An 11,931-nucleotide genomic window follows, 5' to 3' on the forward strand; every position below is an offset into this window, starting at 1 on the left:
TGCCGCGAAAAGTGAGATCAGCACTGAAACGAAAAAAGAAGTATCTTATTTTCAAAGAAATCAATGAATTCTCCACCTCCATCGTTGAGAGGGAAGTTCAACCTTCTGTTTAATTCTTTCTATAGATTCTTTGGGTGTTCTGTCATTCTGTGGAAATAATCATAATTTCTGAAATGGCTCAATAGAACTAAATCGGTTAATGAAGGTCTGATCTTTCATTGTCAGCAAGTCATCTCAAATGGGTGAAATCACGGGGTGGTGAAAGGTCGATGAATGTTGCACTTAACGTCAAATATTATTGGGGCCTAAGAGATTTTTATCGTGAAGACAAACCCTACGATGGGTTTGGGGATGTAACAAAGCTAAATATATATTCAGATGAAAAAAAGGACGATAACAGGAAAGTCCGCCGTGTCGACACTGGCCGGATTGTAAGGGCGGTATCCTGTGATCATCCTATCCTGGTTGATCCGTGCAGGGTAGCCAGTTGTCTTGTAGAAATGGATTTATCCAGTCGTTATATGGTGGTTGGCGATGCGTGGTGTGGCACTGATTTTCAGGGGATTGTCTGGAGCTTAAGTGAGAAAAGGATTTACGCCTTGACTGAAGTTCAACGACATGATGTTAATGCCGTAAAACCAATGATTGAAAAAAGTTATTACACCGATGACGGTGCGTTAGAGGACACTACCTTTACAGATAATCTGTCTCCGGCAAACATGGCTGAAGCGGGTATCCGGTTTCTCAGGGATGGGGTCGTAGGTTGCCACTATGCCTATATTGGCTGTCATAAACACTATATGAATATTTCCTCAGAGTGGCATGGCTGTCAGACTACACCAACGCTCAGGCATCAAGAGTTGTTTAAGAGTCCGCCTTGTATTGAGCTTAAAAAATACCAATTCCCGATTTTGACCACTGAGTCTGGTGAAGATGCCACTGGAGCAACTTACCGGATGCTTATTCCTGGTGGTGTTGGCGGGCACCCACAATCCGGTTGTAACGCAGCAATGCTGGTGACTAACAAAAATCATGAGTTACCTGTAATGGACAGAGAAACCGCACAGCACGAAGTGTTGCTGGTAATCATTGACACACTAAAGAAAAAGATCAGAAACAGGGTTAAGAAAAGTAATATCGGTATTCTGGACTTCACCCAACAGGCTCAGCAGTTGATATACCTTGAGCATTTCACCCCCTTAATTGGCAAACTTCAGCTGGCAACAGAGCGATTGATCATGCTGATGAATCGGGTTCAATTGCAGTTGGTAGATAAAGATGACAAGGATGCGATCAGAAAAAAAACAGATGAGATTGCTGAAGCTCTGAAAGTGGATGACATTAAAAAAGAAATGGGCAAAATTATTGATGCAATCACCGATTATGAAAAGGCAAACTTTTTGTCAGTAATGACTAAATGCCCGGAATATCTTAAGCGTGCGGGTGATATTGATGGTATGCCTGTTCTCGATGTTGTCGAGCAGGAGCTGGTTAAGTTGAGCGAAACTTATTCCAAACATTTTTTTCAGAATGATTTTTTTAACAGGGTCATCAATACTTCGGATTTTGACGATTTATTTGCTAAATTTCAGCACCTTTTCTGGAACAGATCAGACGACAATAAATTAATTGTTGATATAACGGCTTCCCGAAGTGAACTTTTGAAAAGCATAAATGCGGTTCACGAAAAGGTCGAAGAGCTGTTAACAATCTACTTGGAGGCCTGTAAAAGCAACGTTTCTGTTAATTCAGGCAATCCTGCTCAAACTTTGCAAAGCCCCCTGTTAGGTGAGATTGTACCCGATTGGCTCAAACCGGCATCCCTTGCTAGTGGTCAAACGTCTATTGCCCGGGGAAAAACAAAAAATGCTTTTCGACTGCCTAACTGCTGCGTAACTGGCTGGTTGACTGATGCTAACCACGTCCTTCACTGTCATTTACCACTAATTGCTGGTCACTCTGCACAGTGAAAGTACCGGGCTATTCCGGCGGTCAGTTCTCAAGAAATGGGGTTGGCAATCCAGCCCGAATTCATGAACAATACCCGTGTTCGCTTTTTTTCAACAAAAATAGTCAGCAGTTTGCGATACGAAAAGAGCCATAAGGAGCAGGAAATGACAACCCTGGAAAAAAAGCCAGACTTTTCGCTCTATTCCAATGCTTTTGGTTTTTTACGGCAGCCACTGGATTTTGACCCAGTCAATAGTGATGCCGAATGGATAGTAACCGGTGTACCTTTTGATCTTGCCACCACCGGCAGGAGCGGTAGTCGTTTTGGCCCTGAAGCCATACGTAAGGCATCGGTTAATCTCGCCTCTTAGGGTAGACATTAAGCGAAGCCCTTTATTGGTAAAGGCTGTAGGGGTGTTTCTGACCTCCCGTATAAGAATTCAGAAACGAGCTCTCTGGGCTGTATGGGTATGTGCAATGAAGTAGAATCGCAATACTTGATTACATACCTGCTCTACAGCCCTTGTTTCACAACAACTTGGCCTTAATGTCTACCCTAAGAATCTCGCCTGGGAATCCCCGCGCTGGCCCTGGGGGTTCCGGTTAACTGACTACCTGTCTATAGCCGACTGTGGTGATCTGGTGTTTGAGCCAGGTAACGCCAGCGATCTGTGCGAGTCGCTGCAGTTACATGCTGAGGCAATACTGGCTGAAGGTAAAAAGATGCTTACCTTTGGCGGAGATCATTTCATCACCCTGCCACTGCTTCGCGCCCATGCCCGGCAATTTGGACCACTGTCGCTTATCCACTTTGATGCTCATACGGATGATTATGACCAGGGAGGACCATTTGACTATGGCACGATGTTTTATCATGCGGTACAGGAAGGGTTGATCAATCCTGAATCGTCTGTACAGATTGGTATACGCACCCATCACGATCAGGAGAATACGCCCTTTCAGGTATTTGATGCGGGCTACGTCAATGAGGTGCCAGTCACTGAGGTTATTGACCGGGTTCATATGACAGTAGCGCATCGCCCTGCCTACCTGACGTTTGATATCGACTGTCTGGACCCCGCTTATGCACCGGGAACCGGTACGCCGGTTTGTGGTGGTCTGACATCAGACCGTGCTTTGCAGCTGGTGCGTGGTTTGCAAGGGCTTGATATTGTCGGAATGGATGTGGTTGAGGTGGCTCCCGCTTATGACAGCGCCGACATTACCGCCCTGGCTGCAGCAACAGTGGCACTGGATATGCTCTATATCCAGGCTGCCAGTAAAATTGATCGGTGAATTTTAACCCGGATATTTCATAAACTGCCCCGAATCTCGCGTACGACCACATGGATGTGGGAGGTAGGACGACGCAGGATGCCAAAGCCGAGGGCTTTGTTGCTCTAAGGGGTTTTGTGAGGGTGCGCCGTACCGGGGAGTACGGTCGACTGAGCAAAACTCCCTCAGAGCGACAAAGGACAAGCGAGAACGGGAGCACGTTTATGAAATATCCGGGTTAATCAATGAATGCTTAAGTTAACATTACACGTCGAATGCTGTATCCAGCTGTTTCTCGACAAACACTTTTTTCAACCTGGCAAAACGAGGTAAGCCGTTCAGGTAAGCAGGGTACTCCTCGCCTTCAATCAATGGTTCAAGGTAGCCCCGACAGGTTTGGGTAATGTTGAAGCCATCTTCATTGATAAAGTCCAATGGCATGGTGCGTTCAAAGTTGGCGACTTTTTCCAGTGCTACCTCTTTGATCGCCCAACGATAGGGCATGTCAGACTCTCGAACGATGGCAGGCATTACGGCATTGTGACCGGTTACGGCCAGTTCAACCGCTGCTTTACCCACAGCGTAGGCCTGCTCTACGTCAACACGTGAAGCGATATGGCGGGCAGAGCGCTGAAGGTAATCGGCGACAGCATAGTGGTATTTGTAACCCAGCTCCTGCTTGATCATATTACACAGGGCCGGAGCTACACCGCCAAGTTGCTGGTGGCCAAAGGAGTCAATTACGGTTGTGGACGCAGAGATAAAGCTGCCATCTTCGTATTTGGCTCCCTCTGAGGCAACGATCACGCAATAACCTTCGTTATTGACGGTTTCATGGACTTTTTTGAGAAACTTTTCTTTGTCCAGCGGCAACTCAGGGAACAGGATAATGTGCGGTGGATCACCATCCTGGCGGGCAGCAAGGCCGGTAGCGGCTGCCAGCCAGCCGGCATGTCGTCCCATGACTTCCATGACAAACACCTTGGTTGAGGTATCGCACATGGAAGCAATATCGTGGCTGGCCTCTTTGGTGGATACGGCAAGGTATTTGGCCGCCGAACCAAAGCCCGGGCAGTTATCGGTAACCGCCAGGTCGTTATCGATGGTTTTGGGGACTCCGATACAGGTGATCGGGTATCCCATTTTTTCACTGAGCTGGGACACTTTCCAGGCAGTATCCATGGAGTCATTGCCACCGTTGTAGAAAAAGTAGCCAATGTTATGGGCCTGAAAGACTTGAATTAACCGACGATATTCCGCTTCACTCTCTTCAAATGACTTCAGCTTGTAACGACAGGAACCAAAGGCACCGCCGGGTGTCCTGAGTAATGCGCCGATGGTTTCATCGGACTCGTAGGAGGTGTCGATAAGCTCCTCACGCAAAGCGCCCAGTATGCCATTATGCCCTGCGTAGACTTTACCGATTTTATCCGGGTAACGACGAGCTGTTTCAATAACCGCGCAGGCGCTGGCATTGATAACAGCGGTAACACCGCCAGACTGTGCGTAAAAAGCGTGCTTCAATGTCATCGGTTAAATTCCGGGTGTTGCTGTGTGTTGTTTTGTGTTCTTGACTGGTTGCAGATGATACCCGATCAAGAGTTTATTGGTAGCGCTGTTATGTATCAACTTTATGGGCTGATGGTCTTTCAATGTCAACGTCCTTTTGCGCACAAGGCAAAAACAATGTCAAAATTCTGGTATCAGGGACTTTAGGGTCTGTTTAGTGCTGCCAGCTGATTGTCAACAGAACCTGAGAGCATTTTTTTTGGAGAGATCGGGAATGCACATACATATTCTGGGTATTTGTGGAACTTTTATGGGCAGTCTGGCCATGCTGGCCAGAGAGCTTGGGTTTGACGTGTCAGGCTCTGATGAGAACGTTTATCCCCCGATGAGTACACAACTGGAAGAACAGGGTATTTCATTATTTCAGGGATATGGTGCTGAAGCGCTCAACCCGTCACCGGATCTTGTGGTGGTTGGCAATGCCATGAAACGGGGGATTCCGGCTGTAGAGTACGTGTTGGAGAAGGGGCTTCCCTACGTTTCAGGACCCGAATTTTTTGCCAGGTACATAGCCCCTGACCGCTGGGTATTGGCGGCTGCCGGTACCCACGGTAAAACCAGCACCAGCAGTATGCTGGCCTGGATCCTGGAGTATGCCGGTATGTCTCCGGGCTTTCTGATCGGGGGCATACCGAAAGATTTCGGGATTTCCGCAAGACTTGGCAGTACCCCCTTTTTTGTGATCGAAGCGGATGAGTACGACACCGCTTTCTTTGATAAGCGCTCAAAATTTATTCACTACCAGCCACGCACTCTGATTGTCAATAATCTTGAGTTTGACCATGCGGATATTTTTGATGATCTTGCGGCTATCCAGCGGCAGTTCCACCATCTGGTCAGGACCATTCCGGGTACGGGTCGAATTATTTATCCTGCCGGTACTCCCGAGATAGAAGCCGTTATGGCTATGGGCTGCTGGTCTGAACAGGAAGAGTTGGGTGGCAGTCACAGCCCTTGGCAAGTTGCACCGGTCAGTAGCGATGGCAGCCACTTTAAGGTTTTCTATAAAGGCACTGAGGTCGGAACCGTGAACTGGCAGCAGGAAGGTGATCATAATGTTGCCAATGCCCTGGCCGCCATTGCTGCAGCTCACCATGTCGGAGTCTTGCCAGATACAGCCTGTGAGGCGCTTTCTGTCTTTCAGGGGGTAAAGCGGCGGATGGAAATGGTTGACGAGGTTGAGGGAATACGGATTTATGATGATTTTGCCCATCACCCAACGGCGATTGCTACCACTCTGGCCGGGCAGAGGGCCAAACTGGGGGAAAATGCAAATATTCGTGTGATTATTGAACCCCGGTCAAACACCATGAAAATGGGCGTGCACCAGGAGACATTGATCGCGTCTACCGCAGAGGCTTCCGAAGTTATCTGGTTTAAGCCACAGGGGCTTGACTGGCCACTGGCCGAGTTAGTGCAGGATAGCGCGATAAAGTCATCGGTTATGGATTCCACAGAAGCCATTGTGCGTTATCTGGTTGATACCGCCTCGGCTGGTGACCATTTGCTGGTGATGAGTAATGGTGGGTTTGAAGGGATTCATGGCCGTATAGCCAGTGGGTTGAAAGCAAAACTCAAGAAAAATTAAGGTTAAGTGATGAGTCGGTCAAATCCTGAAAGAGTGACATTAGCCATCACGGGGGCTTCCGGAGCCCAGTACGGGCTTCGGCTACTGGAAAGCCTCGTTGCGGCAGAGCGGCAGGTGTTTGTTCTGGTTTCCAGGGCGGCCAAAGTGGTTCTGGCCACAGAAATGGACCTTGAGATCGGTGATACGCCGGACGCTATTGAGCAATTTTTTACCCACCGATACCGTGCTGCTCCCAGACAGATTCGTGTGTTTGGTGAGGATGACTGGATGTCGCCTGTTGCTTCAGGCAGTGGTGCTCCCAGCTCAATGGTGATTTGCCCCTGCAGTACCGGAACCTTGTCGGCCATTGCCTGTGGTTTAAGTAATAATCTGACACAGCGGGCAGCAACAGTGGTATTAAAGGAGCGACGTAAGCTGATCATCGTGCCCCGGGAGGCCCCCTATTCTGAAATACATCTGGAAAATATGTTGAAATTGAGCCGGATGGGGAGTGTTATTCTTCCTGCGTCTCCGGGCTTTTACCATCGGCCGGAAACCGTGGATGACATGGTCGATTTTATTGTTGCCCGGATATTGGATCAGCTGGGAATTTCCCAGAAGTTAATGCCGTCCTGGGGGGATCATTGTCTTTGAAGGGGCTGGTTGTTCTGCCCCCGGAATAAAAGGCTTCAGGTTGTAAAGCCATAACGCCAGGGCATCCAGGTAGATGGGCAGATTGGTTGCCGGGTCTGCCGGACCTGCCGCCAGATCAATGTCAAAACCCGGCAACTCCTGTCTTACGACTTCTTTCTGGTAAATCCCATGGGGCTGTTCTGAGATAACCAGGGCAGTTCCCGGTAGTGGGCCTGATTTTACCCAGTGCTTGAGTGTGTCGCGGGTATTGGGCCTGTGCCAGAATCCGCTCCTCCAGTTTCTTGGCGTATCAATAAACTCAACCGGCAGGGCTTTCATTGCCTCTGGCATGGGCACCAGTTGATGCAGCATGATTGCCGCCTCTGTTTCGGTAAAAGGAAGTGGGTCCGGGGTCTTCTGGTCAGACTTTTTGGTGAGAATGTCCAGGTAGTCAGCCCCCGGGGTGAGAGGGCGTTGGCCCACCAGAAAAATCAAACGCTTGAATCGGACACCCTGACGCCACCACTCAGTTAACAAGTCCAGCCTGCGTTTCATGCCAGGGGCAGTGGCTCCCAATAGCAATGCATAATCATATTGCCTGGTTAATGGCCCGATGGGGGATATGAGTCCAAGCTTTTCAAGCAGATCAAGGACTTTGTCCCTTTTGTCTGTTGATATATCCAGCCCTGGTAATTCCCACCGTTCCTGTCCCGGTTTTCTGCGCCAGACCTGGGTGGTATCGATCATGGATTCCAGGGTAGGGGCATGGGAAATGCACAGCTCTGTTAACAATTCATCCAGTGTTAACGTGAGCATTTTATAGTGTTGACCAGGATCGACGGTATCCGCCTGGGAAAGCATGGAAAGATACATGAGTGTCCCTACCAGAAACCGCTGGTAATTGAATCGGTAATGGAATCGACTCTTCCAGCCGGGCATTGTTTTTGTCCCTGAAGATGGCGCAGGGACAAGCATAGCTGGTCCTCTTAACAGGTTATTAATGCTGAGTTGACGCAGAAGTAGCGGTCTGGGCCTGTTGCTGGAGAATAAGCTGGCTCAGCTCAGGCTGTTCCCAGTTCTCCGGGTAGTGTTTGGCCATTGCTTCCATCATGACGGTATATTCATCAGCCGGTTTTTTCAGCAGATAAGTCAGGAAGGTAAAGATTCGATCAGACATTTCTTTATTGATCTGATTCAATTGTTGATCGTTTATTTGTCCCTTTTTCTGACACTCTTCGATGGTGGATTGACGAATGCAGTTGGCGGATATGATCAGCGCCAGTTTCTCGATGTTTTGATCTTCCATGATGGGCTCCATGCCTGTAGAGATAAAATACGTTTACCTATATAAAACTAGTTGCTGTGGGAGGGGTTTCAAGCCTGATAAATAAAAAGGGGAAGAGATTTCCCCAATCAAGGTTGAGACGACTTAAGATTGGTTAAATCGGGTTTATCCCGATCAGTATTATACTCAACGCCCAGTTGCCAGCCTGTAGCAATCAGCAATCCGCCAACAGTCCCCCAAAGCGGCCCGACAGGGGTTAAGACACCTATAACGAACCCTGCCACACTGCCAATTCCGGTTTTGGTAAAAAAGGGCGGTAACATTTCACCCAAGTGTCTGGACACATAATTGACAAGCTTTACCGCCCGACTGTGGAGACCTTTGAAAAAGCTTGAGATATTACTCCATGCGGAATGCTCTTCACTGGAGCTGGCGGACATGCGGGTTTTGGTAAAAATGCTGACGATTTTTCTGCCAAAGCTGTTGCCACCTTCATCACTGTGGCTCAGTGAGGCATCAGTAGAAGGGGGTGATGCGTTGGGGGAAATGCCAGCAGGGGGGTATAATACGGTCATTTCAAGCACACTTAATATGTCGGTTTGATAGTTAGACCAACAAAAGCAATTAAGGTTCCCACCTTTACTTGAAAATTTAATAGATCCTGGCGTGATGGGGAGAAAAACAGATCTTAAAGGGGGCATCCGGGTTTTGTTAATTTACCGGGACATCCCAATTTGGAAGAAACTTATAAGCATCCGGTTATTGAGTACCACTCGCTGATACTCTCGACTTCTTCTTCAGATATCAGCCTGGCAATATTACTCATTGGCTGGTGAGTGGTTCTGGCACCGTTTCGGTAGTATTGCAGTTGTTTAACCATGTATTCTTTTTTCTGACAGGCCAGATTAGGGTTTAGTGGCGTTGTACCAATACCGGTTGGGCCATGGCACCCCGCGCAGAGCTGCATCGCTTTTGCCTGTGCTGCTTCAAGGTGTTGGGGGGGCGGCTGAATTTGAGTAGCAGACTGCTGGTCAGTGCACCCAGCCAGAAGAAAAACGGCGACTGGTACTATTTTTTTGATTTTTAAGACTATTTTCATCAAACCATCGACTTCACTTAAATTGATAGAGCGGTTAATAAGCCACTTTACGTGTGCCACTACATGTTAGAGCCTATCGACGTTTCGTTGCAGGCACGCAGCGAAACGTCAATCCTGGTCATTCAACCTTGTCAATCCAGCGCTTTACCTTCATCTGTCAATCTGAGCCATGCATGGGAGTACCAGTAGTAGTGTCGGCCACTGTTGGATGGTGCAGTACAGTTGTAGCGAGTTCGGCCTACTGGTAATGGTTTATTGGCTTGAGTCCTGAACAGAGTCATCTCTTTATTTAACCAGGTGACCTTCAGCTCACCCTGGCCGGAGGCGTAACACTTAAGCTGTTTTTTCTGGTAATCCCCTTCAGTCAGGGCCAGCTCCAGTTCGGGCTTAAGGTTATCCTGAATGATCAGTGATGAGTCGGGGGTCTGGCTGGTCACTGGCAGAGCCCTGCTGTTGACTTTAATGGCAAAGTCATTCAACCCATAAATGCCCGCCATGGGGAAACGGGGCAGGCGAGTGAAGTCAGAATATTCACCAGCGGCTCCGGACTGCTGACCAAATCCTGTATAACCCATTTCATCCAGTGTCACTCTGAGTTCCGGGGTGGTTTCGCCAAAAGTCCAGGCAAACATCTTAACACTTTGACCGGTTTGTTCCCGGATTCTGGCTTCTGTCATATCCAGGTCCTGTCGGAACCGGGAAAGCCACTGTGCCCTGGTTTCTCCGGGCAGTCTTTCTACACTGTGGGCGTGGTTCATGGTGTGGTTTGCCAGGGTAGCACCTGCTTCCGTCATTTCCCGCAGTTGCGCCCAGCTGAGAAACTTCTGATAGTTTTTATCCACCGGTGCGGGTGTGACAAAAATGGTAAATGGCAACCCCTGTTCCCTGAGTATTGGAAATGCCTCGGTGTAAATGCTCAGATAGGCATCGTCAAAAGTGATGGCGACTGTTTTTTCCGGTAATGCCTTTTTATTGCGAAGTGCCTCAACCACATCAACCAGTGGCATCACATTGAATTTATTCTCCGCAAGATAGTTGATATGTTTCCTGAATGTCTCGGGGGTGACGCTGGTGATTTTCGGGGTTTCATTACTGACATGGTGATATTGCAATATGACTGCAGAACCGGATCCCTGACTCAAGGCCGGGATTATCGAGAGCAGTGTAAAAATGCAGGGCAGGTATTGCCTCAATTTACCCACAACGGGCTTCAACAGAAATGACAAGCTCACAGTATTCCCTTAATACGGTTTCCCCCAGCGGGATTCGGGGCAGTTGATGAAATATCCGGGCTGGGATTTTAACCTTCAACAAGGGGGATTTACTATCGTACTAATGACCACTTTTGGCTACTCAGGTATCCAGAGCCTGGTTCCATGTCCTACATCCGGACAAAAAAAACCACCGATCAGCAAAGGCAGGGGCTGATTGGTGGTCTAGGTTTCAATAGCGAACAATTAGAAGTTTATGAGCGGTCAGCTCATTCTTCCTTTAGACCTTGGTCTGAACCCTGATCGGCCTGACCAGCCCCTCCTGGATGGTAGACGCTACCATTACTCCAGCCTGATTGAATATCTGGCCTCTTACCAGCGCTCTGGCACCGCTGGCATGGGTGCTTTCAATAGAGTGCAGTAACCACTCATCCATCCTGAATGGGCGGTGGAACCACATGGCATGGTCCAGACTGGCTATTTGAACGGGTTTCTGGAAAGCGGCAGCCCCATGGGGATACATGCTGGTGGGTAAGAACTGAAAGTCTGAGGCATAGGCCAGAAGGTATTTATGCAGTCCGGGATTATCGGGCAGTTTTCCATTGGCTCTTATCCAGATTTTATGATGTGGTGCCCTGGTGTCATCTGCCATTGGATCAACCGGGTCAGCAAAGCGAATCTCAATGGGGGTATCGCTGAGCAGTCGTTTTTGCAGCGGCTTGGGGATCAGGTCGCTGTGCCTTTGAATCAGGGCTTTTTCGCTCAGGGCTTCGTCCGGGGGTATGACGTGTGGCATCGGGTCCTGATGTTCAAACCCACTTTCGTTTAAATGAAAGGATGCGGACAAATTGAAAATAGGGCGTCCATTTTGCACGGCGACTACCCGGCGGGTATTGAAGCTTCTGCCATCGCGAATGCAGTCCACCGTGTAAACAATCGGCTTGCTGCTGTCGCCCTCGCGAAGAAAATAGCTATGGAAGGAGTGAACATGACGTTCTGGATCCACCGTCTGCCTTGCCGCAGACAGTGCCTGGCCTAATACCTGGCCACCAAATACCCGCCCCCAACCAAGGTCCTGACTCTGGCCCCGGAATATATTGTTTTCAATCGGTTCCAGTTTCAGTTGGTTAATCAGTTCTTCCAGTACATCACTCATCCTGTAACTCCCTGGCTGCACACCCTTGTTGAGATTGGCGGCAGATATTGTGTTGATGCTTTAGGTTATCGGGTAACAACAGGCCCGCATTTACCCGGTAAAACTGGCGCAGTTTAAACGCTCAGGCCTGCTTTGCAAATCAGGCTGTACCAGCAGGAAGGATTATTAGCCCATTGCCCGTTATAG

The 11,931-nt window shown here is 48.7% G+C and carries 11 protein-coding genes and 1 pseudogene; 5 read left to right on the forward strand and 7 right to left on the reverse strand.

Annotation, left to right across the window (positions count from 1 at the left end; genetic code table 11):
• Positions 1–269: 269 nt before the first annotated feature.
• From O3276_RS20965 to speB, 3 genes and pseudogenes are all read left to right on the forward strand, one after another.
• A complete protein-coding gene (locus O3276_RS20965) occupies positions 270–1,970 on the forward strand; it encodes a hypothetical protein (RefSeq protein WP_269673054.1) in 1,701 nt (566 codons plus the stop codon).
• Positions 1,971–2,012: 42 nt separating this feature from the next.
• Positions 2,013–2,321, forward strand: coding sequence for an arginase family protein (locus tag O3276_RS25545; RefSeq protein WP_332328142.1), 309 nt, complete (start codon positions 2,013–2,015; stop codon positions 2,319–2,321).
• Between the two features lie 199 nt (positions 2,322–2,520).
• Positions 2,521–3,246, forward strand: a pseudogene (gene speB / locus O3276_RS20975) (agmatinase); the annotation flags it as partial.
• A gap of 243 nt (positions 3,247–3,489) precedes the next feature.
• On the opposite strand, the gene O3276_RS20980 reads toward speB, so the two are convergent.
• A complete protein-coding gene (locus O3276_RS20980; protein ID WP_269673055.1) occupies positions 3,490–4,755 on the reverse strand; it encodes a 6-phosphofructokinase in 1,266 nt (421 codons plus the stop codon).
• A 253-nt stretch (positions 4,756–5,008) separates the two neighbouring features.
• Between O3276_RS20980 and mpl the strand changes: the two genes are divergently transcribed.
• Positions 5,009–6,382: a UDP-N-acetylmuramate:L-alanyl-gamma-D-glutamyl-meso-diaminopimelate ligase gene (gene mpl / locus O3276_RS20985; RefSeq protein ID WP_269673056.1), complete on the forward strand. Its 1,374-nt coding sequence runs from the start codon at positions 5,009–5,011 to the stop codon at positions 6,380–6,382.
• A 9-nt stretch (positions 6,383–6,391) separates the two neighbouring features.
• A complete protein-coding gene (locus tag O3276_RS20990; RefSeq protein ID WP_269673057.1) occupies positions 6,392–7,015 on the forward strand; it encodes a flavin prenyltransferase UbiX in 624 nt (207 codons plus the stop codon).
• Here the strand turns inward: O3276_RS20990 and O3276_RS20995 are convergent.
• The 6 genes from O3276_RS20995 to tesB all read right to left on the reverse strand — a co-directional run bounded on the left by O3276_RS20995 (position 6,983) and on the right by tesB (position 11,745).
• Positions 6,983–7,969 (reverse strand): hypothetical protein, encoded by a 987-nt coding sequence (locus O3276_RS20995; protein WP_269673058.1) that lies wholly within the window; start codon positions 7,967–7,969, stop codon positions 6,983–6,985. The two genes, O3276_RS20990 and O3276_RS20995, sit on opposite strands and share 33 nt — an antisense overlap.
• 22 nt (positions 7,970–7,991) lie before the next feature.
• Positions 7,992–8,300, reverse strand: a complete 309-nt coding sequence (locus tag O3276_RS21000) for a hypothetical protein (protein WP_209203357.1) — start codon at positions 8,298–8,300, stop codon at positions 7,992–7,994.
• 107 nt (positions 8,301–8,407) lie between these two features.
• On the reverse strand, positions 8,408–8,980 hold the full coding sequence (locus tag O3276_RS21005; protein WP_269673059.1) for a hypothetical protein: 573 nt from the start codon (positions 8,978–8,980) through the stop codon (positions 8,408–8,410).
• Between the two features lie 44 nt (positions 8,981–9,024).
• Entirely contained in the window at positions 9,025–9,378 is a 354-nt protein-coding gene (locus tag O3276_RS21010) for a c-type cytochrome (protein ID WP_269673060.1), read from the reverse strand.
• Between the two features lie 131 nt (positions 9,379–9,509).
• Positions 9,510–10,610 (reverse strand): polysaccharide deacetylase family protein, encoded by a 1,101-nt coding sequence (locus O3276_RS21015; RefSeq protein WP_269673061.1) that lies wholly within the window; start codon positions 10,608–10,610, stop codon positions 9,510–9,512.
• Between the two features lie 259 nt (positions 10,611–10,869).
• Entirely contained in the window at positions 10,870–11,745 is an 876-nt protein-coding gene (tesB, locus tag O3276_RS21020) for an acyl-CoA thioesterase II (RefSeq protein WP_269673062.1), read from the reverse strand.
• Positions 11,746–11,931 lie beyond the last annotated feature (186 nt).

It is taken from the genome of Endozoicomonas sp. GU-1 (assembly GCF_027366395.1).
Lineage (GTDB): Bacteria > Pseudomonadota > Gammaproteobacteria > Pseudomonadales > Endozoicomonadaceae > Endozoicomonas.

What these genes read in the sequence shown, in the direction of transcription:
- O3276_RS21000 (WP_209203357.1), bottom strand. Translation starts at nt 8,300, where the DNA reads ATGGAAGATCAAAACATCGAGAAACTGGCGCTGATCATATCCGCCAAC.
- tesB (WP_269673062.1), bottom strand. Translation starts at nt 11,745, where the DNA reads ATGAGTGATGTACTGGAAGAACTGATTAACCAACTGAAACTGGAACCG.
- O3276_RS21010 (WP_269673060.1), bottom strand. Translation starts at nt 9,378, where the DNA reads ATGAAAATAGTCTTAAAAATCAAAAAAATAGTACCAGTCGCCGTTTTT.
- mpl (WP_269673056.1), top strand. Translation starts at nt 5,009, where the DNA reads ATGCACATACATATTCTGGGTATTTGTGGAACTTTTATGGGCAGTCTG.
- O3276_RS21005 (WP_269673059.1), bottom strand. Translation starts at nt 8,980, where the DNA reads ATGCCCCCTTTAAGATCTGTTTTTCTCCCCATCACGCCAGGATCTATT.
- O3276_RS20990 (WP_269673057.1), top strand. Translation starts at nt 6,392, where the DNA reads ATGAGTCGGTCAAATCCTGAAAGAGTGACATTAGCCATCACGGGGGCT.
- O3276_RS20980 (WP_269673055.1), bottom strand. Translation starts at nt 4,755, where the DNA reads ATGACATTGAAGCACGCTTTTTACGCACAGTCTGGCGGTGTTACCGCT.
- O3276_RS20995 (WP_269673058.1), bottom strand. Translation starts at nt 7,969, where the DNA reads ATGCTTGTCCCTGCGCCATCTTCAGGGACAAAAACAATGCCCGGCTGG.
- O3276_RS20965 (WP_269673054.1), top strand. Translation starts at nt 270, where the DNA reads ATGAATGTTGCACTTAACGTCAAATATTATTGGGGCCTAAGAGATTTT.